Origin of the sequence: Pseudomonas sp. GZJR-8, from assembly GCF_002916705.1 — a bacterium.
GTDB classification, from domain to species: Bacteria; Pseudomonadota; Gammaproteobacteria; order Pseudomonadales; family Pseudomonadaceae; genus Aquipseudomonas; species Aquipseudomonas synxantha_A.
Map to the genome: position 1 here is coordinate 226,390 of NZ_JXSI01000009.1, position 23,730 is coordinate 250,119.

General features: G+C 59.8%; 23 protein-coding genes. 16 read left to right on the forward strand and 7 right to left on the reverse strand.

The annotated features are described in order from the left end of the window. The 3 genes from TK42_RS18865 to TK42_RS18875 all read left to right on the forward strand — a co-directional run bounded on the left by TK42_RS18865 (nt 1) and on the right by TK42_RS18875 (nt 2,951). On the forward strand, nt 1-456 hold the full coding sequence (locus TK42_RS18865) for a MaoC family dehydratase (RefSeq protein WP_005791783.1): 456 nt from the start codon (nt 1-3) through the stop codon (nt 454-456). Nucleotides 457-561: 105 nt separating this feature from the next. Further along, nucleotides 562-2,280, forward strand: coding sequence for a C13 family peptidase (locus TK42_RS18870; RefSeq protein WP_032879284.1), 1,719 nt, complete (start codon nt 562-564; stop codon nt 2,278-2,280). Between the two features lie 29 nt (nt 2,281-2,309). Next, the gene (locus tag TK42_RS18875; RefSeq protein WP_103734863.1) at nt 2,310-2,951 is read left to right on the forward strand and encodes an oxidoreductase; all 642 of its coding nucleotides are present in this window, start codon (nt 2,310-2,312) and stop codon (nt 2,949-2,951) included. Between the two features lie 60 nt (nt 2,952-3,011). On the opposite strand, the gene TK42_RS18880 is transcribed toward TK42_RS18875, so the two are convergent. From TK42_RS18880 to TK42_RS18900, 5 genes are all read right to left on the reverse strand, one after another. Beyond that, the gene (locus tag TK42_RS18880; RefSeq protein WP_032879282.1) at nt 3,012-3,296 is read right to left on the reverse strand and encodes a YceK/YidQ family lipoprotein; all 285 of its coding nucleotides are present in this window, start codon (nt 3,294-3,296) and stop codon (nt 3,012-3,014) included. Continuing rightward, nucleotides 3,289-3,918 carry a flavin prenyltransferase UbiX gene (gene ubiX / locus TK42_RS18885; RefSeq protein ID WP_005791790.1) on the reverse strand — a complete coding sequence of 210 codons (630 nt, stop codon included), beginning with the start codon at nt 3,916-3,918 and terminating at the stop codon, nt 3,289-3,291. Before ubiX ends, TK42_RS18880 begins: the two co-directional genes overlap by 8 nt. Beyond that, complete coding sequence (mpl, locus tag TK42_RS18890; RefSeq protein ID WP_103734864.1) at nt 3,915-5,264, reverse strand: UDP-N-acetylmuramate:L-alanyl-gamma-D-glutamyl-meso-diaminopimelate ligase; 1,350 nt, start codon at nt 5,262-5,264, stop codon at nt 3,915-3,917. The genes ubiX and mpl overlap by 4 nt, the downstream gene beginning before the upstream one ends. A 109-nt stretch (nt 5,265-5,373) precedes the next feature. Further along, complete coding sequence (locus TK42_RS27170; RefSeq protein WP_228309020.1) at nt 5,374-6,072, reverse strand: hypothetical protein; 699 nt, start codon at nt 6,070-6,072, stop codon at nt 5,374-5,376. 652 nt (nt 6,073-6,724) lie between these two features. Beyond that, the gene (locus tag TK42_RS18900; RefSeq protein ID WP_103734865.1) at nt 6,725-8,635 is read right to left on the reverse strand and encodes a sigma-54-dependent Fis family transcriptional regulator; all 1,911 of its coding nucleotides are present in this window, start codon (nt 8,633-8,635) and stop codon (nt 6,725-6,727) included. A gap of 271 nt (nt 8,636-8,906) precedes the next feature. Here TK42_RS18900 and TK42_RS18905 point away from each other — a divergent pair, with 271 nt between their 5' ends. The 9 genes from TK42_RS18905 to TK42_RS18945 all read left to right on the forward strand — a co-directional run bounded on the left by TK42_RS18905 (nt 8,907) and on the right by TK42_RS18945 (nt 18,307). Further along, nucleotides 8,907-10,427: an aldehyde dehydrogenase family protein gene (locus tag TK42_RS18905; protein ID WP_005791797.1), complete on the forward strand. Its 1,521-nt coding sequence runs from the start codon at nt 8,907-8,909 to the stop codon at nt 10,425-10,427. Nucleotides 10,428-10,634: 207 nt separating this feature from the next. Then, entirely contained in the window at nt 10,635-12,068 is a 1,434-nt protein-coding gene (gene eat, locus TK42_RS18910) for an ethanolamine permease (RefSeq protein ID WP_103734866.1), read from the forward strand. Between the two features lie 52 nt (nt 12,069-12,120). After that, complete coding sequence (locus tag TK42_RS18915; RefSeq protein ID WP_032879276.1) at nt 12,121-13,515, forward strand: ethanolamine ammonia-lyase subunit EutB; 1,395 nt, start codon at nt 12,121-12,123, stop codon at nt 13,513-13,515. Next, nucleotides 13,512-14,348, forward strand: a complete 837-nt coding sequence (gene eutC / locus TK42_RS18920; RefSeq protein WP_103734867.1) for an ethanolamine ammonia-lyase subunit EutC — start codon at nt 13,512-13,514, stop codon at nt 14,346-14,348. Before TK42_RS18915 ends, eutC begins: the two co-directional genes overlap by 4 nt. A gap of 89 nt (nt 14,349-14,437) precedes the next feature. After that, nucleotides 14,438-14,896 (forward strand): N-acetyltransferase, encoded by a 459-nt coding sequence (locus TK42_RS18925; RefSeq protein ID WP_005791806.1) that lies wholly within the window; start codon nt 14,438-14,440, stop codon nt 14,894-14,896. A 308-nt stretch (nt 14,897-15,204) separates the two neighbouring features. After that, nucleotides 15,205-15,861 (forward strand): DedA family protein, encoded by a 657-nt coding sequence (locus TK42_RS18930; protein ID WP_003194521.1) that lies wholly within the window; start codon nt 15,205-15,207, stop codon nt 15,859-15,861. Nucleotides 15,862-15,867: 6 nt separating this feature from the next. Then, nucleotides 15,868-16,683, forward strand: a complete 816-nt coding sequence (locus tag TK42_RS18935) for a zinc-dependent peptidase (RefSeq protein ID WP_005791808.1) — start codon at nt 15,868-15,870, stop codon at nt 16,681-16,683. Nucleotides 16,684-16,792: 109 nt separating this feature from the next. Further along, nucleotides 16,793-17,320: an inorganic diphosphatase gene (ppa, locus tag TK42_RS18940; RefSeq protein ID WP_005791810.1), complete on the forward strand. Its 528-nt coding sequence runs from the start codon at nt 16,793-16,795 to the stop codon at nt 17,318-17,320. Nucleotides 17,321-17,533: 213 nt separating this feature from the next. Continuing rightward, on the forward strand, nt 17,534-18,307 hold the full coding sequence (locus TK42_RS18945; protein WP_032879273.1) for a helix-turn-helix transcriptional regulator: 774 nt from the start codon (nt 17,534-17,536) through the stop codon (nt 18,305-18,307). Nucleotides 18,308-18,606: 299 nt separating this feature from the next. On the opposite strand, the gene TK42_RS18955 is transcribed toward TK42_RS18945, so the two are convergent. Then, entirely contained in the window at nt 18,607-18,852 is a 246-nt protein-coding gene (locus TK42_RS18955; RefSeq protein ID WP_103734868.1) for a hypothetical protein, read from the reverse strand. 506 nt (nt 18,853-19,358) lie between these two features. Between TK42_RS18955 and ycaC the strand changes: the two genes are divergently transcribed. Beyond that, entirely contained in the window at nt 19,359-19,991 is a 633-nt protein-coding gene (gene ycaC / locus TK42_RS18960) for an isochorismate family cysteine hydrolase YcaC (RefSeq protein ID WP_032879270.1), read from the forward strand. A 60-nt stretch (nt 19,992-20,051) separates the two neighbouring features. Here ycaC and TK42_RS18965 read toward each other — a convergent pair whose 3' ends face one another. Beyond that, the gene (locus TK42_RS18965) at nt 20,052-21,083 is read right to left on the reverse strand and encodes a YhcG family protein (RefSeq protein ID WP_103734869.1); all 1,032 of its coding nucleotides are present in this window, start codon (nt 21,081-21,083) and stop codon (nt 20,052-20,054) included. Between the two features lie 183 nt (nt 21,084-21,266). Here TK42_RS18965 and TK42_RS18970 point away from each other — a divergent pair, with 183 nt between their 5' ends. The 3 genes from TK42_RS18970 to TK42_RS18980 form a co-directional block, all read left to right on the forward strand. Continuing rightward, entirely contained in the window at nt 21,267-21,911 is a 645-nt protein-coding gene (locus tag TK42_RS18970) for an NAD(P)H-dependent oxidoreductase (protein WP_103734870.1), read from the forward strand. Beyond that, nucleotides 21,850-22,230 carry a MerR family transcriptional regulator gene (locus TK42_RS18975; protein ID WP_103734871.1) on the forward strand — a complete coding sequence of 127 codons (381 nt, stop codon included), beginning with the start codon at nt 21,850-21,852 and terminating at the stop codon, nt 22,228-22,230. Before TK42_RS18970 ends, TK42_RS18975 begins: the two co-directional genes overlap by 62 nt. Nucleotides 22,231-22,365: 135 nt before the next feature. Further along, the coding region (locus TK42_RS18980; RefSeq protein WP_256584606.1) for a DUF6531 domain-containing protein at nt 22,366-23,730 on the forward strand (1,365 nt) is incomplete at its 3' end.

A 23,730-nucleotide genomic window follows, 5' to 3' on the forward strand; every position in this document is an offset into this window, starting at 1 on the left:
ATGCCCTATGTACCCGTAGCGCAGCTCAAAGATTATGTCGGCAAGGAACTGGGACGTTCCGAATGGCTCACCATCGACCAGGCGCGCATCAACCTGTTCGCAGAGGCCACCGGCGATCATCAGTTCATCCACGTCGACCCGGTCAAGGCCGCACAAACCCCGTTCGGCAGCACCATCGCCCACGGTTTCCTGTCACTGTCACTGATGCCCAAGCTGATGGAAGACATCCTGATCATGCCCGAGGGCTTGAAAATGGCCGTCAACTACGGCCTGGACAGTGTCCGCTTCATCCAGCCGGTGAAGGTCGACTCCAAGGTGCGCCTGAACGTCACGCTCACCGACGTCACCGAGAAAAAACCCGGCCAATGGCTGTTCAAGGCCACCGCCACCCTGGAAATCGAAGGCCAGGAGAAACCTGCCTATATTGCCGAGTCGCTGTCACTCTGCTTCGTGTAAGGCCGACCCTGTGGCGAGGCAATAAACCTTGCCACAGTGTATGTAAATTTATGTATGAATCTCGCGGCTGCGGCATACTCGGCGCTCAATTATCCGGATCCCGCTATGCGCCCACTCGCTCCCCTTGCCCTTGCCCTGTTGCTGACCGCTTGCGGAGACGGCGAATCGCTGTTGCCGCCCGATGCGCGCCTGCCCGATGGCGGCCGCTACCGTGGCGATGTGGTCAACGGCCTGCTGCAAGGCCAGGGCCGCGTGGACTACCCCAACGGCAGTTGGTACGCCGGCCAGTTCGATAAAGGCCAGTGGCACGGCCAGGGCGAATGGCATGGCAGCAATGGCGAAGTCTATAAAGGCCAGTTCCAGCAGGGCCTGTTTGATGGCCAGGGCAGCTTGACTACCACGGGCAGCAGCTATGTCGGCAGCTTCAAGAACGGTCGACGCAATGGCGAAGGCACCCTCAAAGAAGGGCAGATGACCTATCGCGGCGAGTTCAAGGACGACCAGTACGCAGGCCTCGGTCGCCTGGAATTGGCCGATGGCAGCCAGTACCAAGGCCAATTTGCCCACGGCAAGCCCAATGGCGAAGGCCAGCGCAATGACGACAGCGGCAATCAGTTCAGCGGCCACTTTGTCGATGGCCAACTGGAAGGCAATGGCACCTTCAATAGCGCTGAGGGCGATATCTATATCGGCCAATTCAAGCAGAACCAACTCAACGGCAAAGGCCGCTATGAAAACGCCGACGGCGACGTATGGATCGGCCAGTTCAAGGAAGGCGCCCTCAGTGGCAAAGGCGAATTGATTGGCGCCGATGGCAGCCACTACGTCGGTCAGTTCAGTGACTGGCGCTTTACCGGTGAGGGGCGCTTGAACCTCACCGATGGCAGCTTCTATATCGGTGGCTTCGACAGCGACAACTATCAGGGGCGTGGCACCCTCGTGCTCACCGACGGCACCGTGCAGGCCGGCACCTGGGTCAATGGCCTGCGCGTGCGCGATGCCGATGGCAAGTTGCTGCCCGACCCACTGGAAACCGGCCTATTGGCCCAAGGCCGCTTGCTCGACGAGGCCCTGGCCGCCGTGCCGGCCTCGACACCTGCCGTCGAGCTTTATACGTTGGCGTTGGCAGGTGATGGCAAGCAAAGCGTGTTCCTGCGCGAAGCCGATTACGTCAGCAACCTGCTCACCACCCGCTTCGGCGCACGCGGGCAGGTCCGCCTGGTCAACCACCGTGACCACATCGCCGACCGTCCGCTGGCCACCCGCGAAAGCCTGAGGCGTTCCGTGCAAACCCTGGCCGAACGTACCGGGCCCGAAGACCTGGTGTTTATCTATTTGACCAGCCATGGCACCCATGAACATGAGTTGGTGCTCGACCAGCCGCGCATGGAACTGGCCGACTTGCCCGCCGATGAACTGGCCGCCGTGCTGGCGCCGTTGAAAAACCGCGACAAGATCATCGTGATTTCCGCCTGCTACTCCGGCGGTTTCATTCCGGCCCTGAAAGATGAGCGCACGCTGATCATGACGGCATCCCGTGCGGATCGCGTGTCCTTTGGCTGTTCAGAAGAGGCGGACTTTACCTACTTTGGCGATGCCCTTTTCGCACAAGCCTTCAACCAAACGGACGATTTGCAACACGCGTTCAAACTGGCACAACTGCATGTGGCCGAACGCGAACAGGCGGACAACTTCGAAGCCTCAGAACCGCAGATATGGGCGCCCAAAGGCGTGATCGCCCATTGGCAACTATTACGCAAACAGCAGGCACGAAAGGCGCTCGAAAGCGTCTCAATGAATAGCAAGGAAGCCAAAGGCAACTAAGCTGTAACGTGTAACAAGGGGGAAACATCATGTACCTGACACCTCAGCATATCTTGCTGGCCGGGGCCTCTGGCCTCACCGGCGAACACCTGCTTGATCGCCTGCTCAACGAACCCACCGTGACCCGTGTACTGGCGCCGAGCCGCAAGCCGCTGGCTGAACACCCACGCCTGGAAAACCCGGTGGGCGACCCTGCGGTGTTCCTGCCGCAACTGAGCGGCCGGGTGGACATGGCCTTTTGCTGCCTGGGCACCACGATCAAGAAAGCCGGCTCGGAAGCGGCGTTCCGTGCGGTCGATCTGGACATGGTGGTGGCCTTCGCCAAGCGCGCTCGGGAACTGGGTGCGCGGCATCTGATCGTGATCAGTGCGATCGGCGCCGACCCGAAATCCTCAGTGTTCTACAACCGAGTCAAGGGCGAAATGGAGCAGGCACTCAAAGCCCAGGACTGGCCGCAACTGACCATCGTGCGACCTTCCTTGCTGCTGGGGGAGCGGCTGGAACCGCGTCTGGCCGAACAGCTGGCCGGGCCGTTGTCGCGTTTGATTCCGGGCAAGTACCACGGCATCGAAGTCTGCGAACTGGCTCGCGCCATGTGGCGCCTGGCGCTGGAAGAACAGGATGGCGTACGGGTGGTGGAGTCGGATGAGCTGCGCAAGCTCGGCAAGTAAGAACGCCAATCCCAATGTGGGAGGGAGCAAGCCCCCTCCCACATTGGGTTCGTGTAGTTCTCAGAGTCCGCCAGTGGCGTTGAAGCCCACACCCAGCACGGTCAACAACGACAGTGGCAACAGCAGCGTATCGAGCAGCGCGCTGGCGGGCAGGTCGATATGAGGATAGGTGGGCGCCTCGGCACCAAAGCGGTCCTTGGCACAGCAGCCGCCATTGATCGCATACAAATCCAGGCGCGTACCGGCATACACCACAGGCGCGCCCGCTTGCGCGGCGTCCAGGGTGCGCGCCGTGGCGCAGCCCGTCAGTTGCAGCGCCAGTAGTAGCAGCAGCGTTTTATTCATCACCGCCCAAATGGTGCTCGCCCCAGCGCGGCAGCATGTCCTGGGGAATGTTCAGCAGGTTGAGAATGCGCGCCACCACGAAGTCCACCAAGTCATCGATGGTCTGCGGCTGGTGATAGAAACCCGGCGACGCGGGCAAGATGGTCACGCCCATGTTCGACAACTTGAGCATGTGTTCCAGGTGAATACTCGAATACGGTGCTTCGCGCGGTACCAGGATCAATTGGCGACGCTCCTTCAAGGTCACGTCCGCCGCCCTTTCGATCAGGTTATTGCAGGCGCCCGTGGCAATCGCCGACAGGGTGCCGGTGGAGCATGGCACCACCACCATCGCCGCCGGCGCGCCGGAGCCCGAAGCTACGGGCGACATCCAGTCTTCCTTGCCATAGACCTTGATCTGCCCCGCCGCCGCACCGGTGTATTCGGTGAGGAACGCTTGCATCATCTGCACCTTGGCCGGCAATTGCACATCCGTCTCGGTCGCCAGCACCAATTGGGCGGCCTTGGAAATCAGGAAGTGCACTTCACGGTCTTCACGTACCAGGCAATCCAGCAGGCGCAGGCCGTAAGGCGCGCCGGATGCGCCGGTCATTGCCAGGGTGATACGTTCGGGGCCGCTCATTTCAACGCCTCGGCCAGCTTGCCGTGCAAGCCGCCAAAGCCGCCGTTGCTCATGACTACCACATGGGTGCCGGGCTTGGCCAAGTGCTTCACATGCTCAATGATGCCTTCCAGCGAATCACACACGGTCGAAGGCACGGCGCACAGCGCAGCGATCCCCGGCAGGTCCCAACCAAGGTTGGCAGGCGCGTACCAGACCACCTGGTCGGCGTCGTTGACGCTTTCCGGCAGGCCATCGCGGTGCGCACCCAGCTTCATGGAGTTGGAGCGCGGTTCAACGATCGCAATGATTTGGGCATCGCCAACGCGCTTGCGCAGGCCGTCGAGCGTAGTGGCGATAGCTGTTGGATGGTGGGCAAAGTCGTCGTAGATGGTAATCCCATTCACGTCGGCGACTTTTTCCATGCGCCGCTTGACGCTTTTGAATGCGCTCAAGGCCGCGATGCCCATGGCCGGCACCACACCGACATGCCGTGCAGCCGCCAGGGTTACCAGCGCGTTGGCAACATTGTGCTGGCCGGTCATATCCCACTCCACGACGCCTTGGGCTTGGCCTTCGAACAGCACTTCAAACCGGGAGCCGTCTTCGCTGAGCAACTTGACCTGCCATTGCCCGTCCACACCGGTGGTCTGCACCGGCGTCCAGCAGCCCATGTCGATCACGCGCTGCAACGCCGGTTCAGTGGTCGGGTGGATGACCAAGCCTTCACTCGGGATGGTACGCACCAAGTGATGAAACTGCCGCTCAATAGCCGCCAGATCGGGAAAGATGTCCGCGTGATCAAACTCCAGATTATTCAGGATCGCTGTGCGCGGACGGTAGTGGACGAACTTGGAGCGCTTGTCGAAAAACGCGCTGTCGTATTCATCGGCTTCGATCACGAAAAACGGCGTATCGCCCAGGCGCGCCGACACCGAGAAATTCTGCGGCACGCCGCCGATCAGGAAGCCCGGGCTCATGCCCGCATGTTCCAGCACCCAGGCGAGCATACTGCTGGTGGTGGTCTTGCCGTGAGTGCCGGCCACCGCCAATACCCAACGACCTTGCAACACATGATCAGCCAGCCATTGAGGGCCTGAGACGTAAGGCAAACCTTTATTGAGCACGTACTCGACCGCTGGGTTGCCGCGGGACATGGCGTTGCCAATCACTACCAGATCCGGCGCCGGGTCGAATTGCGAGGGGTCGTAACCTTGGGTCAGCTCGATACCTTGCGCCTGCAGCTGCGTGCTCATGGGCGGATAAACATTGGCATCGGAGCCCGTAACGTGATGGCCCAGCTCTTTGGCCAGAACCGCCATCGAACCCATGAACGTACCGCAGATACCCAGAATATGAATGTGCATAGTCGACCTCGTAAACATCGAGGCAGGTTAGCGTAGGGTGGGAAAGTTCGCACGCTTTAGCTGAGGGCGAAACGCCCGCCGGTAGGATCCGACGGGCAAAAGGGATGTCTTAAACCGTGGTGCCAGCTTTTTTAAGCTCAGCGTCTTTCAAGGTCATGATTCGTTCGGCCGCTTTTTCCATCGCGTCATACCGACGCTCTATTACGCCTAAGCGTCCCCCGGTACTGGGAGATGTTGACGACTCGATGTGAGGTTTGAAAATAACCCCGTTGTCCTCAGCCACTTGCCTCATATGGGTTTCTGAAACGCTCAGTAACTGCTCCAGGTTAGTCAAGCGTGCCCCACGCTCCTTGGGCCAGGCGTCGCCGATGGCAAGCCGGTCTGCGGTGCTGCCCGACGCCAGCGTCATGACGACATTGGCAAACTCCAGCACCACTTTCTCTACCCGATCCAGATGGCGCGTGGCTCCCGGCGCAGGCTCATCGGGTGCGGGTGGCGCAACGGTTTGCGGCATGGGCTTCTGATCGGGCTGTGCAACGCCGGGCAAATGCGGTGGCGGTGGCGCCACTGGCGACGGCACGTATTGGCCCTTGATCGCTTCCCCCGCGGCCACGGACCCGGCATACGCCCCCACATTGATCGGCGCGCTGACCATACCATTGACACCTGCATTGATGAACGCGTCCTTGACCGTCTTGCTGGTAGAGGGTGATGTAGAAATAACGCCCGCTTTGACCAGCCTGTCGGCATCCAACAGTCGCTGGGTGACATCGGCCATGCTGACCTTGGGTGAATCGTCCTGTTTCACAGGGGCGGTCCCAACGCGGGGGGGGCGTCTGAGGCCCCTTGGTCAGCACGTCCTTGAGTCTACCTGCGGTTGACTGGCTTGAACTGCCCGCGGTCGCACTGGCACCAGGGGTTTCGTGGCTTATCGTCGGCTTTTTCCCACCCGCCGTGGTTTGGGGCCGGGTGGGCGAGGGACTGACCGGAGCAGGCGGCACTCTGGGCGATGGCGTGGGCGGCACGTGAGGCGTGGGGCGGGATCCTCCCCCGAACCGCCGTCCAAAAATTCCACGCTTGATGCGCACCTTCGGCGTTTGATCAGTCTCCTGCGCAGACAACTGCGTGCCAGGCTCAGGCTGAGTGGGGTCCATCGGTTCGCCCCAGCCCGCGGTTAAGGGTTGCGGTTGGGACGTGAGCGTAACGTCAAGTTGAACAGGGAGTTGTAGCACAGGAGTCGTTATTGGACTTGTAATGTTCATGTGTTGTCACCCTAGAAGTTTCAAACAACTGTGATTAAGGGCACGTGATGCTCTGCCCTTATTCCATCAGTGCTTAAAACAACGTGCAGCGTTCCGGGGCGACGTGAGTACATGGCGCGATAAAAAACCTTAAAGCCTGTGCGACAAAACTTGAGCCATCGGCAATAACTGAGTTATTCCGACAGGTGTCGCACTCCCTTAATGGGTGGAGTCCCTTGAGATTCCATGTTTGCGTAACTTGCGGTACAGCGTATTGCGACTGACCCCCAACTGTTCAGCCACATGACTCATATGCCAGCGCTGCTGCGCCAACGCACCGAGTAATGCCTGACGCTCGGCGCTTTCCAGTGGCAAGGCGTACGGCGCATCCACCCTCGCCCCCAGCGGCTGCGCCTGACGAATCAATGCCGGCAAGTCGTCAAGCCCGACTCGGCCGTCCTCACAGAGCGCCACCACCGTGCGCAACACCGTACGCAACTGTCGCAGGTTGCCGGGCCAGGGGAATGCCAACAAAGCCTGGCGCGCCGACTCGTCTAGCATCACCTGTTCGGTGCCGGCCTCTTGGGCCAAGAGGAAGTCCAACAATTGCGCCTTGTCAGTGCGTTCGCGCAACGGCGGCAAGGCGACTTCCAAGCCGCTCAAGCGGTAATACAGGTCTTCGCGAAAGCTGCCATCGGCCACACGCTCCAACAAATTACGGTGCGTCGCGCTGATGATGCGCAGGTTCACGGCTTGAGGTTCGCCGCCGATAGGCACCACCAGGCGATCCTCCAGCACCCTTAACAAGCGGGTTTGCAGCGCCAGTGGCATATCGCCGATTTCGTCGAGAAACAGCGTACCGCCGTCGGCCTGTTGCAGCTTGCCGCGCATGCCTTCTTTAAGGGCACCGGTGAAACTGCCGGCGCGATAGCCAAACAACTCGCACTCGATCAGGTTTTCCGGAATGGCCGCACAGTTCAGCGCGACAAAGGCCTTGTCGCCTCGCTGGCTGGCCTGGTGCACGGCCTTGGCGAAAGCCTCTTTACCGCAGCCGGTTTCGCCGTTGATCAGCAAGGGCACGTCGCGCTCGAATACTCGCGAGGCCTTGCGCAGCTCATTTTGCAACGCCGGATCGCCCAGGCAAATACCCAGTGGGCGTGGCGCCTGCGGCTTGACGACCGGGGCCGGCGTACTGCGGGGCTGGCCTCGCAGCGCTGCAAATAGAGGCCGACCATCGCGGGTACGCAGCGGCCAACTGGCCGTGGCATTCGCGCTGGCCCGCCCTAGCAACTGATCCAGGGAACAGTCGAAAAACGCGTCCACCGGCTGACCCACCAAGCCGCCGCGTAGCTGCCCCAACAGGTTCAGCGCGCTCTGGTTCACCGCACAAATGCGCCCTTCGCCATCGAACGCCAGCAAGCCTTCGCTGAACAACCCGACCGACTCAGCCTGCAGGTGAAAACGCAGCAGCCAATGGTGTTCGAAGTGGCGCAGGAAGTAGCAACTTTCGATCATCTTGGCCGACAGGTTCACCAGCGCCATGGTGTGGAACTGGCTCTGGCGCGACACGGCTTCGCGGGCCGAGGACACATCCAGCACCGCCAGCAATTCACCGTGAGGGTCGAACACCGGGCTCGCCGAACACGTCAGCCCGGTATGGCGGCCGCGAAAATGCTCGTCACGGTGGATGGTCAGGGATTGACGCTCCACCAGGCAGGTGCCGATGCCATTGGTGCCTTCGCAAGCTTCACTCCAGTCGGCGCCCAGCCACAGCCCGGCGCGTTCGAAAATCTTGCGCTCGGACGGCGCGGTGACACAGTTGAGGATCACCCCCCGGGCATCGGTGAGCAGCACCGCATGACCGGCCCCCGAGAGTTGCTGGTGCAGGCTGTTCATTTCGTTGCCGGCGATATGCAGCACCTGGCGCAGGCCTTCGCGGCTTTCCAGCAGGCGGCCATGCTCAAGCACGGTGGGCGCAACGGTCAGCGCGGGGTCGAGGTGGTAGTCCTCAACGCAACGCAGCCAGGAACGGGCGATGGAGGGATCGCTGCCCGGCCCTTGAAGCGGCTCTTGCCCCCGGGTGACGGTGAGAACCTGCTGGGCATGGCGACTGAAATGATCGTTGTGCATGTTCTTGTTATTCTCCCTGCGTGAGAGCGCCCAGCATCCACCAGCCATCCGGCCATTGCAATCCCGGGCCGACCCATCGGTCACAGGCTGTACCGTTTGCGGTACAAACTGTCACCCCTCCTGTATCGCCCCGGCCACATTCATGCCTTGTAAACAAAACCAAACCCTTGATTTACCTGGCCTGCACGCACTGGCCCAACCTTTGCTCTACGCTTTATAACGCGCTTGCAGCGCTGTACTCCGATAAACATAAAAGCAGGAGATGCCCACCATGCGTTATGCACACCCCGGTACCGAAGGCGCCATCGTTTCGTTCAAGGCCAAGTACGGCAACTACATCGGCGGCGAGTTCGTTGCGCCGGTCGATGGCAACTACTTCTCCAACACCTCGCCGGTCAACGGCAAACCTATCGCTGACTTCCCGCGTTCCACCGCCAAAGACATCGACAAGGCTCTGGACGCCGCCCACGCTGCCGCTGACGCCTGGGGCAAAACCAGCGCCCAGGACCGCTCGCTGGTACTGCTGAAAATCGCCGACCGTATCGAGCAGAACCTCGAACTGCTGGCTATCACCGAAACCTGGGACAACGGCAAGGCCGTGCGTGAAACCCTCAATGCCGACATTCCCCTGGCCGCCGACCACTTCCGCTACTTCGCAGGCTGCATTCGCGCCCAGGAAGGCAGCAGCGCCGAAATCAACGAACTCACTGCCGCCTATCACTTCCACGAACCACTGGGCGTGGTCGGCCAGATCATCCCGTGGAACTTCCCGCTGCTGATGGCCGCCTGGAAACTCGCCCCGGCCCTGGCCGCCGGCAACTGCGTGGTGCTCAAGCCCGCCGAGCAAACCCCGCTGGGCATCAGCGTACTGATGGAACTGATCGGCGACCTGTTGCCGCCAGGCGTACTGAACGTGGTGCATGGTTTCGGCAAGGAAGCCGGCGAAGCCCTGGCGACCAGCAAACGTATCGCCAAGATAGCCTTCACCGGCTCTACCCCGGTGGGCTCGCACATCATGCATGCGGCGGCCGAGAACATCATTCCGTCTACCGTTGAGCTGGGAGGCAAGTCGCCGAATATCTTCTTCGCCGACATCATGAAAGCGGAACCTGCATTCATCGAAAAAGCTGCCGAAGGCCTGGTGCTGGCGTTCTTCAACCAAGGCGAAGTGTGCACCTGCCCATCCCGCGCCCTGGTGGAGGAGTCGATCTACGACGACTTCATGAAAGTGGTGATGAAGAAGGTCGAGTCGATCAAGCGTGGCGATCCGCTGGACACCGACACCATGGTCGGCGCCCAAGCGTCCGAGCAGCAATTTGACAAGATCCTGTCCTATCTGGAAATCGCCAAGGGCGAAGGCGCGCAACTGCTGACCGGCGGCAAGGTTGAAAAGCTCACTGGCGATCTGGCCACCGGCTATTACATCCAGCCGACCCTGCTCAAGGGCACCAACGACATGCGTGTGTTCCAGGAAGAAATCTTCGGCCCGGTGGTGAGCATCACCACTTTCAAGGACGAAGCCGAAGCCCTGGCGATTGCCAACGATACCGAGTTCGGCCTGGGCGCCGGCCTGTGGACCCGCGACATCAACCGCGCCTACCGCATGGGCCGCGCGATCAAGGCCGGTCGCGTGTGGACCAACTGCTACCACCTGTACCCGGCGCACGCCGCGTTTGGCGGTTACAAGAAGTCTGGCGTAGGACGCGAAACCCACAAGATGATGTTGGATCACTACCAGCAGACCAAGAACCTGCTGGTGAGCTACGACATTAATCCGTTGGGCTTTTTCTAACCCCACACCCCCTCCCACCTTTGAAATGCAATCAAGGGTGGGAGGGGGCTTGCTCCCGATCGGGGAGTGTCAGTGCAAGTATGAGTCACTGACCCACTGCTATCGGGAGCAAGCCCCCTCCCACATTTGGATCTTCATAAGTACTTGCGATGCGCATTCGGCACACACCGGCCGAGTTGAAAACAATAAGAATGGAAGGTACTTCCCATGCCCAGCGAACCCACGAGTTCTTCGGTCGACTTCGAAAAAGTCGGCACCGATTACTTTCAACAACGAGAATTGAAAAAAGGCGCTGCCGGCTGGGTGCTGTTAGTCGGCCTTGGCGTCGCCTACGTCATCTCCGGCGACTATGCAGGCTGGAACTTCGGCCTGGCCCAGGGTGGCTGGGGCGGCATGTTCCTCGCCACATTGCTCATGGCTACCATGTACCTGTGCATGTGCTTCTCCCTGGCCGAACTGTCTTCGATGATCCCCACCGCCGGCGGTGGCTACGGTTTTGCCCGCAGCGCCTTTGGCCCTTGGGGCGGGTTCCTCACCGGCACCGCGATCCTGATCGAGTACGCCATCGCCCCCGCCGCAATTGCGGTGTTTATCGGCGCTTACTGCGAGTCGCTGTTCGGCATTGGCGGCTGGATGATCTACCTGGCGTTCTACATCATCTTTATCGGCATCCATATTTTTGGTGTCGGCGAAGCCTTGAAGCTGATGTTTGTCATCACCGCCGTCGCCGCGATCGCTTTGGGCGTATTCCTGGTGTCGATGGTGCCGCACTTCAACGTCGCCAACCTGCTGGATATTCCGGTGACCGAGGCCAAAGGCGCCAGTAGCTTCCTGCCGTTCGGCTATGTGGGCGTGTGGGCGGCGATCCCTTATGCGATCTGGTTTTTCCTCGCGGTAGAAGGCGTGCCCCTGGCCGCTGAAGAAACCAAGAACCCCAAGCGCGACCTGCCTCGTGGGCTGATCGGCGCGATTGTGGTGCTGACCAGTTTTGCCCTGTTGATCCTGGTGATCGCGCCGGGCGGTGCAGGCACGTATGCGCTGATCAAATCCGGTAACCCGTTGGTGGAAGCCCTGGCGCTGTCCTATGGCGGTTCGACCTGGATGGGCAGCTTCGTCAACCTGATTGGCCTGGCCGGTTTGATCGCAAGCTTTTTCTCGATTATCTACGCCTACTCGCGGCAGATTTTTGCCTTGTCGCGCGCTGGCTACCTGCCGCGCAAATTGTCCGAGACCAACAAGAGCAAGGCGCCAGTACTGGCATTGGTGATTCCCGGGATTATCGGTTTCGGCCTGTCGCTGACCGGCCAGGGCGATTTGCTGATATTGGTGGCGGTGTTTGGCGCAACGATTTCCTACGTGCTGATGATGGCTGCGCACATCACCCTGCGCATCCGCCGCCCTAAAATGGAGCGCCCGTACCGCACGCCGGGCGGCATCTTCACCTCGGGCGTGGCGCTGGTACTGGCCTGCGTGGCCGTGGTAGCAGGCTTTTTGGTTGACCCACGCGTGGTGATTGGCGCGGCGGTCATCTATGGAGTATTAATTGCTTACTTTGCTTTCTACAGCCGGCATCACTTGGTAGCAGGCACGCCCGAAGAAGAATTCGCGGCGATCCAGGCCGCAGAGGCCGCCCTGCACTAAGTGCCGTAAACCTCGGCGCGGGCGCCTGCTCGCGTCGTCAAGGAGACACTGTATGGCAAGTTTTTCCCACGCGGTGGGTGCACACACCTATCGCTTCGACAGCCTCAAGGATCTGATGGCCAAAGCCAGCCCGGCGCGCTCCGGCGACTTCCTGGCCGGTGTCGCTGCGCAAAATGATGGCGAACGGGTCGCCGCCCAGATGGCGCTAGCAAATACACCCCTGAAGCACTTCCTGGAAGAAGTGCTGATTCCCTATGAAAGCGACGAAGTCACCCGGCTGATCATCGACACCCACGACAAACAGGCCTTTGCCACGGTGAGCCATCTCACCGTCGGTGGCCTGCGCGACTGGCTGCTCAGTGACGCGGCTGATGAACAATCCCTACGCGCACTGGCGCCGGGGCTGACACCGGAAATGGCGGCAGCCGTGTCCAAAATCATGCGCGTACAGGACCTGGTGTTGGTGGCACAGAAGATCCGCGTGGTCACCCAGTTTCGCGGCACCATGGGCCTGCGCGGGCGCTTGTCCACGCGCTTGCAGCCTAACCACCCCACCGACGAACCAGCAGGCATTGCCGCGAGTATTCTCGACGGCCTGCTCTACGGCAACGGCGACGCCATGATCGGCATCAACCCGGCCACCGACAGCATCGCCTCGATCTGCGCCATGCTGGAGATGCTCGACGCGATCATCCAGCGCTACGAAATCCCCACCCAGGCCTGCGTACTCACCCACGTCACCACCTCCATCGAGGCGATCAACCGTGGCGTGCCGCTGGACCTGGTGTTCCAGTCGATCGCCGGCACCGAGGCCGCCAACGCCAGTTTCGGCATCAGCCTGAGCGTGCTGCAGGAAGGTTACGAAGCCGGCCTGAGCCTCAAGCGCGGCACCCTGGGGCAAAACCTGATGTATTTCGAAACCGGCCAGGGCAGTGCGCTGTCGGCCAATGCGCACTTTGGGGTCGACCAGCAAACCTGTGAAACCCGTGCCTACGCCGTGGCCCGGCACTTCAAGCCGTTCCTGGTCAATACCGTGGTCGGTTTTATCGGCCCGGAGTACCTGTACAACGGCAAGCAGATCATCCGCGCCGGTCTGGAAGACCACTTCTGCGGCAAGCTGCTCGGCGTACCCATGGGCTGTGATATCTGCTACACCAACCACGCCGAAGCCGACCAGGACGACATGGACACACTGTTGACCCTGCTCGGCGTTGCCGGCATCAACTTCATCATGGGCATCCCCGGCTCCGACGACATCATGCTCAACTACCAGACCACCTCGTTCCACGACGCCTTGTACGCCCGGCAAACATTGGGTTTAAAACCGGCGCCGGAGTTTGAACAGTGGCTGGCGAAAATGGGCATCTTCACGCAAGAAGGCGGCAAAGTGCACTTCGGCAACAGCCTGCCACCGGCGTTTCGCCACGCTCTGGCGCAACTGGGATGAAGGAGCCGACCGTGCAACCAGAATTGCCTGACAACCCGTGGCTGGAATTACGCCGCCTGACCCCGGCGCGCATCGCCCTGGGTCGCACCGGCACCAGCATTCCTACCAGTGCCCAGCTGGACTTCCAGTTTGCCCACGCCCAGGCGCGGGATGCGGTGCACCTGCCCTTCGACCATGCCGGGCTCAGCGGCCAATTGGCCGAACGTGGCCGCGACAGCCTGTTGCTGCGCAGCGCCGCCACGGACCGGCATATGTACCTGCAACGCCCGGACCTTGGGCGACGCTTGAGCGATGAGTCGGCCCAAACCTTGCGCGACTACGCTTCGGCGTACCCGGGTGGCGTGGATTTGGCCATCGTGGTGGCCGATGGCCTGTCGGCATTGGCGGTGCACAAGCATACGGCTCCGTTTCTGACGCGCCTGGAGGAACAGACCCACGCCGAAGGCTGGTCCTTGTCACCGGTGATATTGGTGGAACAAGGCCGCGTGGCAGTGGCCGATGAAATCGGGCAATTACTCGGCGCCAAAATGGTGGTGATCCTGATCGGCGAACGGCCGGGGCTCAGCTCGCCGGACAGCCTGGGCCTGTATTTCACCTACAACCCCAAGGTGGGCCTCACCGATGCGTATCGCAATTGCATTTCCAATGTGCGGCTGGAAGGCTTGAGCTATGGCATGGCGGCCCATCGCCTGTTGTACTTGATGCGCGAGGCGTGTCGCCGGCAACTGTCGGGGGTCAACCTCAAGGATGAGGCACAGGTTCAGACGCTTGAATCCGACGACCCGGACTTGATGAAGGGCAATTTCCTGCTCAGCCCACCGAGTGACCGATAGCGGCACGATTGCGCTTTTTTGCCGCATTAGGCAGCATCAAGTCACGGCCGCTCGCGTGGTCATACCCCATTTGGAAGTTGAGGCCTGGCATGCGGATTACTCAAGCGACCCTGGAACACCTGGACCTGTTGACCCCGTTGTTCGTCAAATACCGCGAGTTTTACGGGGCCCTGCCATTCCCGGATTCATCCCGGGCCTTCCTGGAAAAGCGCCTGCGACGCAAGGAATCGGTGATCTACCTGGCCCTGGCCGATGATGATGACAAGCGACTGCTGGGCTTTTGCCAGCTGTATCCGAGCTTTTCCTCGTTGTCGCTGAAACGGGTGTGGATCCTCAATGATATCTATGTAGCCGAGGATGCCCGCCGGCAACTGGTGGCGGACAACCTGATGCGCACGGCCAAGAAGATGGCCAAGGAAACCCAGGCCGTACGATTGCGGGTATCCACCAGCAGCGACAATGAAGTGGCGCAGAAGACCTATGAGTCCATAGGCTTTCGTGAAGACACCGAGTTCAAGAACTACGTGCTGCCGATCAACGAAGACTGACCCCTAATCCCCCCAAACACTGTAGATCTCTTGTGGGAGGGGGCTTGCTCCCGATGGAGGGGTGTCAGTTAACGAATTTGTCCCTGACCCACCGCAATCGGGAGCAAGCCCCCTCCCACAAAAAACCAAGCCAACCGCTTCACACTTTCACGACACTCCCCGCTACAAAAGCCACACGCTTTTCACCATTCAATCCGTATAATGCGGACCTCTCAAGGTTGTAAGAACCACGACATACACTTGTAGCCTTATTACCCGTCGTCCCCGCACTGGCCCGCTGAGCCGGGCCATTCACACAGGTGCCATCCATGGATTTCAACCCGCTTGACCTTATCCTGCATCTCGACGTTTACCTCGACATGCTGGTAACCAACTACGGTCCGTGGATCTACGCCATTCTGTTCCTGGTGATTTTTTGCGAGACCGGCCTGGTGGTCATGCCATTCCTGCCGGGTGATTCATTGCTGTTTATCGCTGGCGCCGTAGCGGCTGGCGGCGGTATGGACCCAGTGCTGCTGGCCGGCCTGCTGATGCTGGCGGCGATCCTCGGCGACAGCACCAACTACGTCATAGGACGAACGGCTGGCGAACGCTTGTTCAGCAACCCCAACTCGAAGATCTTCCGCCGCGACTACCTGCAAAAGACCCACGACTTCTACGACAAGCACGGTGGCAAGACCGTGACCCTGGCGCGCTTTCTGCCGATCCTGCGCACTTTCGCGCCGTTCGTCGCCGGCGTGGCCAAAATGCCCTACCCGCGCTTCTTCGGGTTCAGCGTACTCGGCACCATTCTCTGGGTCGGTGGCCTGGTGACCCTGGGCTACTTCTTCGGCAACGTGCCCTTCATCAAGAAAAACCTGTCGCTGCTGGTGGTGTTCATCATTCTGTTGTCCCTGGTGCCAATGATCATTGGCGTGGTGCGCAGCCGCTTTGGCCGCACGTCCTCCGAAGCCAACCCACACTGATTGCCCATGTGGTCCCTAAGCGCCTGGCGTCGCCGGCGCCTGCTGGCCAAGCACCCGATTGCCGATGACACCTGGCAACGGGTGCGCCACCACCTGACCTTCCTCGACGGCATCAGCGCCGAGCAAGACCAGTGGCTGCGCGAAGCCTGCGTGATCTTCCTCGCCGAAAAACACCTCACCGCCCTGCCCGGCGTCGACCTGCACCAGGAACAACGCCTGCTGCTCGCCGCCCAGGCACAATTGCCGCTGATGAACCTGGGCGACCTCGACTGGTATCAGGGCTTTCATGAAATCGTGCTGTACCCCGACGACTTCCTCAGCCCGCAGCGCCATCGCGATGCCAGCGGCGTGGAGCACGAGTGGGACGGCGAACACAGCGGCGAAGCCTGGCAACAAGGCCCGGTGATCCTCGCCTGGCCTGGGGTGCTCGCCAGTGGCCAATGGGAAGGCTACAACCTGGTCATCCATGAACTGGCGCACAAGCTCGACATGCTCAACGGCGACGCCAACGGCCTGCCACCGCTGCACCACGACATGCGCGTGCAGGAATGGGCCAGCGTGATGCAAAGCGCCTTCGACGACCTCAATCGCCAACTGGACGCCAACCCGGAGGCCGACACCGAGATCGACCCTTACGCGGCGGAAAACCCAGCTGAATTCTTTGCCGTCACCAGCGAGTACTTTTTCAGCGCACCGGATTTACTGGTCAACCGTTATCCACAGGTGTACGCCCAACTCAGCCGCTTCTACCGCCAGGACCCACTGGCGCGCCTGACCCAACTGCAAGCCGGCGACCCACGTTATCAGCCGCAAGGCGAATGACCGTACGACGCTTGGCGCATGGCATCGGCGTCAGAATATGCCTATAATCGCTGCCACTTTTAGGCCAATCCGGCCATGTCATATGGCCAACTAACGGGGGCAACGCCCAATGAGCTACAGCAAGATTCCGGCTGGCAAAGACCTGCCGAACGACATCTACGTCGCCATCGAAATTCCGGCCAACCACGCGCCGATCAAATACGAAATCGACAAAGACAGCGACTGCCTGTTCGTTGACCGTTTCATGGCCACCCCGATGTTCTACCCGGCCAACTACGGTTTCATCCCCAACACCCTGGCTGACGACGGCGACCCCCTCGACGTGCTGGTCGTGACCCCTTACCCGGTTACCCCAGGCTCGGTTATCCGCGCCCGTCCAGTCGGCATCCTGAACATGACCGACGACGGCGGCGGCGATGCCAAAGTCATCGCAGTGCCACACGACAAGCTGTCCCAGCTGTACGTGGACGTGAAGGAATACACCGACCTGCCGCCACTGCTGCTGGAACAGATCAAGCACTTCTTCGAGAACTACAAAGACCTCGAAAAAGGCAAATGGGTGAAGATCGACGGTTGGGGCAACGCAGAAGCCGCCCGCGCCGAGATCATGAAGTCGGTTGCCGCCTACAAAGGCTGATACCCGCGCCTGATTGCTTCGGCAAATAAGAAAGCCCCGTTAGTTCGGGGCTTTTTTATGGGCAAAATTAAACATCAAGTTCAATGTTTATTTTATGCTGTTTATCTAAGTTGCACACCTGAAAGATCGAGCCACAACTAAGCCAAATCCTACATATGCAATTCAACGCATGGTTTATTTGATTGGTTTTTCCCGCCAGTAAACTCTGCGTTTATGAATACATCAGGTGATCGTTTAAAAGCGCTACTCCGGGAAGTTAATCTTTCCGCCTCCGACTTCGCCAAGAACCGCGGCGTCACGCCTCAACACGTGAACAACTGGTTCAAACGCGGCGTTCCCATGGGCCGACTCAACGAGATAGCAGAACTGCTGTGCGTCTCAAGTCGCTGGTTAAGCGACGGCCGAGGCCCCAAACACCCGCCCGCCAACTACCTGCTGGAAGGCCCCGACACAAGGAAACTACTGCCCACCCGCGAAGACACCGGCAAATACCTCACAGGCCCCGCCTGCCGTCCGGAAACAACCGACGTGGAGATCCCCCTCCACCCCACATTCACCTCAAGCGAACGCATCCGCGTCTCCCGGCACAGCCTGCAAACCCTCAACGTCCATCCCGACCGCGCGGTAGGCGCTTACATGGTCGACAACAGCATGACCGACATCATCCAACAAGGCGCCACCCTTGCCATCGACCGAGGCCGCACCCAAATCATCGACGGCGAAATTTATGCGGTAGAGCACGACGGGATGCTGCGCATCAAATACCTCTACAACCGACCTGGCGGTGGGTTGCGCCTGCGCAGCCACAACGCCGCCGAACACCCGGACGAATACCTCAACCACGAAGAACGCTTCGAACAAAGCTTCAAGATCGTCGGCTGGGTATTCTGGTGGTCCACCCTCAACAACCGCCGGCCGCCCGTGCCGCTGGATGAACATCTATTGGGCTGGGAAGGCTCTAAATCGGAACCGGAGGTGGGCAACTGAAGTGAATGTGGGTATCATGCGCCGCACATTTGGCAGGGGGATGGCTTAGCTATCTGCCCTGTCAGGCGATGCGGAGGAGTTCCCGCGGATGCCCCTACTATTCAGCCCGACGCCATGTGGGCTGAGCGATTTGAAGGCTGGTGAGGTTTGTCAAAAACAAGCTGAGGCAGTCCCCGAGAAGCCGGCCACAAGCCGGCTTTTTAATGCCTGTAAGAATACAGTTCAATTGTCCAGCAGCTGCTGGACAATTGAATCGTCAACAAAGGCGGGGAGGTATCCTACCCATCCTTCAATACGCGTTATTTAGGCTGCAAACACTCCACAGCCCTATCCGCCACCATCTTCGCCATCTTCGCCATCTCCACCAGATGCATCACCGCCCTCTGCGGCGCAGCCACTGACTCGCCGATCACCTGGGACGCAGCCAGCGCACAATGCAGCAGCTCAGCCACCTGCACCCAGGCATCCTCAAAGCTCAGATCTTCATTGACCGTGAATGAGTTGGTCGGGTGTGACGACAGCGTATCTGAACGAACGTTATCCATAGCAAAACTCCTAGCAGTAAGTGACTACCACCGTCCTTTCGCGACTAAACGAGCAGAGGTGGCGGCTGTACGCAGGTTAGTCGACCGGCCGCTAGGCACCGGCGCACCCGAGGGTGCCCTGCGCACAGCCACCATAAAGTGCAGGCGAGAAGACACCTGTCTTTGGGATGGCGCGTGCGCCTAGCGAGGTCCGGGCGACTAAACCCGATCACTGAATTAGCAGTGACGGTCAGCAGCCTAGTCACCCAATTCCACTGGCGCAAGCGGTTGGGATTCTCTCGGAAACGTCCTGCAAATGAAAGGGATCGTACCTGCTGGCTACTCAAAATCAGGCAATTCATTCGCGTTATGCGCATTAGTACGGCGCCCCCAATCGCTCGCTCTTTGTCTCCTTTAAGTTGACAGTAAGACTCGTCACACCCGATTTATCCCCCGCCACCCACCCATTAATCTGTGCCCATGTTGAACGCAACGCCCAACCAACCTAAACAAAAAAGGATTCAACCATGAGCGCTCCCACCTACAACCGCTTGAACAAAGACGACGCTATCGTTCTGCTGGTCGATCACCAAACCGGCTTGATTTCCCTGGTGCAGGACTTCTCGCCCAACGAGTTCAAGAACAACGTGTTGGCCTTAGCTGACCTGGCCAAGTTCTTCAACCTGCCGACCATCCTCACCACCAGCTTCGAGCAAGGCCCCAATGGCCCGCTGGTGCCAGAGTTGAAGGAAATGTTCCCGGAAGCGCCGTATATCGCTCGCCCTGGTCAGATCAATGCCTGGGACAACGAAGACTTCGTCAAGGCGATCAAGGCCACCGGGCGCAAGCAGATCATCATTGCCGGTGTGGTGACGGATGTGTGCGTGGCGTTCCCGACCTTGTCGGCGCTGGCGGAAGGCTTTGAGGTGTTTGTGGTGACGGATGCGTCCGGCACGTTCAACACCACGGTGCAGCAGGCGGCGTGGAGCCGGATGACGCAGGCCGGTGCGCAGTTGATGAACTGGTTCTCGGTGGCGTGTGAGCTGCACCGCGACTGGCGCAACGATATCGAAGGCCTGGGTAACCTGTTGTCCCAGCGGATTCCCAACTATCGCAACTTGATGAACGGTTACGCGGCGCTGACAGCTCATCAGAAATAAGCAAACCCAGCGTGATAAGCCTGCCCTGAAAAGCAGGCTTTTTCCATTGCTTGCCCGCCCCTAGCCCGCCAACTCCCGTTCGATCTGCTCAATACTCGGCAAACTGGTTTGCAATTCTGCGGGCAAAGATTCCACCAATTGATATTCCGCCACGCCGATAGGTCGGTTGTTATCGCGCAGTGCATATTCAGCCACCACCTCATTTTTACCTTTGCACAACAACAGACCAATCGTCGGGCCATCCTGTGGGTGCTTTATCTCGGCATCCACAGCTGCGAGGTAGAAGCTCAGTTTGCCCAGGTGTTCGGGCTTGAGCTTGCCAGCCTTGAGTTCGATCACCACGTAGCAACGCAGCTTCAAGTGATAGAACAGCAGGTCGACGAAGAATTCATCACCGCCCACATTCAGCAGCACTTGCCGGCCTACGAAGGCAAAGCCTGCGCCTAATTCCAATAAGAAGTCGGTGACATGCTTGATCAGGGCGTTTTCAATATCACGCTCTTGCGCGTTCAGGCCCAGGCTGAGGAAGTCAAAGCGGTAAGGGTCCTTGAGGGTTTCACGCGCCAGATCGGATTGGGCTTTGGGCAGATGGCTTTCAAAGTTACTGACGGCCTTGCCACTGCGTTCCAGCAGGCGGTTTTCAATGTGCATCATCAGCGTGTTGCGCGACCAGCTGTGTTTAACGGCCTGGAGAATGTACCAACGACGTGTTTCGGGGCCCGGAAGCTTATCGAGCAACACTAGGTTGTGACCCCAGGGCAATTGTGCAGCAGCTTGTTGCACAAATTCAGAATCCGGCCACGCCTCGGCAAAAGCACGCATGTACTTCAGATTGCGCGGCGAAAAACCCTTGATGTCTGGAAAGGCCGCCCGCAGATCCTGCGCAAGGCGGTCGATCACTTTGCTACCCCAGCCTTGATCGTTCTGACGGGTCAAAATATCGCGACCGATCTGCCAGTAGAGCAGCACCAGTTCACGATTGACCGCGATTGACGCACGCTGCTGTGCGTTATGGATACGGCCCTTGAGGTCTGTCAGCCAATCACTGTAGCCCTCTGGAGGTGCCGTCAACCCGATGGAGGTCTCGCTCATGCCTTTTTACTCTTGTGTTTTCAGCAGGCTAGTTAGCCCGCTGTGCCGTCACAAGCGCTCATGAGTACTCTCGGACGCGTCCTGCGTACCTTGCAGAAAGGTCCTGCTGGCACTGGCTGTGGCCCTTGACTCTCCCCTATACGGCACCCCCTACCCTGAACGCCCATTTCAGGAGCCTTCAGCATGAGTCAGCGCATCCTGGTCATTCTCGGCCATCCGTCCACCGATAGTTTTTGTTCAGCCATGGCGCAGACCTATATCCACGCTGCGAAAACGGCAGGTCACGAAGTACGCATCCTGCACATGGGCAATCTCACATTCGACCCGATTCTTCACCACGGTTATACCCAGGCTCAAACACTGGAACCCGACTTGCTCAGCGCCCAAGCCGACATCCTTTGGGCCGAGCACCTCACATGGGTTTTCCCTGTTTGGTGGGGTGGTATCCCGGCACTGATGAAAGGCTTTATCGACCGAGTTTTCCTACCCGGCCTCGCCTTCAAATACCGCGCAGGCAAGGCATTCCCTGACAAGCTGCTCAAGGGCCGAAGCGCGCACTTGTTAGTGACCCTGGACACGCCGGCGTGGTATTACCGCTGGGTCTACCGCATGCCGGCCATCCACCAGATGCGTCGCACCACGCTGGCGCTGTGCGGCATCACACCGAGCAAGACGCTGCTGTTCGGGCCGGTGCTGGGCGCTACGCTGACGCAGCGGGCCAAGTGGCTGAAACAGGCCGGCGCATTATTTGAGAAAGGGAATTTTCATGTACATCGGCAAAGCCGCGCAGTTGTCCGGCACGACCATCAAGGCGATTCGTCACTATGAGGCGATTGGATTGATGCCCGAGCCGCAACGCCTTGGTGGCTATCGGGTTTATACGGCGCAGAGCGTAGAGCGACTGACCTTTATCAAATGCGCCCAGCAGCTCGGGTTCAAACTCAAGGAGTTGCAGGAGATTTTGCTGGGGTACGACGGTGACGCCTTTCCCTGGGACAGGGCGGACCAAGCCATCGCCAACAAGAAGCAAGCGCTGGCCGCGCAAATCACCGTGTTGCAACGGATGCAGGCGGGCTTGATTGAGTTTGAAACCCAACTGAAAGACGCCCAAGGGCACTGCTCGTCAATCAGTAGTGTCGCCATTTGAAGTAGCCCTTACGCATGAGTTGCCGCTGACTTTTGCGAGCCCCGTGTAAGGGCAATCTGATTTTCCAAACCGTTCATCCAGCCGCTTTTCGCTGCGGCAGACTCCGACGCCTTGCCTTCTGTCGAGACGTCATGGATGACCCACGCTGCCCACATTGCCGCTATCGAACATGAGCTGGATGGCTTCCATCAGAGCCTGGTGGAGTACCGCCAGCAAATGGGCGCCTGGTATTCGCGCGCGCTGGATTCGGTCAGCCATGCAGCGGATATGCCGTCGTTGCTGGGCATGGACCGAGTGTTGCGGGTTGGGGATTCGCAGCGTTCGGTGAGCATTACCGATGCAGATTTCTCCACCGTGGCCCGTTGCCCGGTGGGTGGCGTGCTGGAGATCGAGAGCAAATTCGAATCAGCGTATGACGTGCCGATTGGCGACATCCCGGTTGAGGTGATCGGCCTGGATGACGGCATCTCCACGCGGGTGATGCTCGATGAACACGGCAAGGGCTCGCACTACTGCGCCGCTGGCGGGCGCTATGAGGTGCGGGTTCAGGGCGGTGTTTCAGCGCAGCAAGTGGAGGCCTTGTTTACCTCCTATGCAGGGCTGACGGCGGACTTGGAACAGTGGCTTCGGTCACAGTGGAAAGACTTCAAACCCCACTGGGAACGCTCTACTGCCAGCGCGATTGGCAGCGGCGTGCTGGCGGGCAGTTGGGCGGCGATCACGGATGTGTGGGACAGCATCAAGCTGGTGCAGGCGATGCTTGAAGACCCGCTGAAGTACGTCGAGCAACTGGGTAGCGAGGCGGCCAAGTTGGCGCATATCGCCACCGATGCGCCCAAGGTAATGGAACAGGCGATGTTGCTCGCCAGTGACGAGGCGGCGCTGTACCTGTTACTGCGCACCGCCATGATCTGGCTGGACGCGTTACCGCCCCGTGAAGTCGCGCAAGCGGCCGCAGGTTTTATGGTGTCGTTGCTGATTGACCTGGTGATTGGCGCGGTGTTGACCATCGCGTTGCCGGCGGCGGGCGTGGCGTATTTGAGCGTTCGCCTGGTCAAGCATGGCGCACAAATTCTTAAGGCTGCCATGGGCTTCGTGAAGGGGGTGCTGGCGATTCTCACCAAGTTCATGCAGGCGGTCGACCGTTATAAAGCGGTGGCGGTTCGCGGTGTGGTCGGCTGGGTGAAACAAGGCACGATGCAGATGCGCTGGCGGGCGCGGCAGAACGCGGTGCTGACACAAAAAGAGCGTGTGGATGATGTGCCGGTCATGGCGTCGAATCCGAAGGGAGACGCGGCGACGCCAGCGGACAAGACGGTCACCAACGGCTGCCCAGTGTCGATGGTCACCGGGGAAGAATTGCTCACTCTTACCGATGGTGCGCTGGACGGGATCTTGCCGTTTGAGTGGACGCGGCTGTATCGCACCAGTGCGGTGGATGTGGATTGCGGGTTGGGGTTTGGCTGGAGTCATGCGCTGGCGCACAGGCTTTGTGTGTCG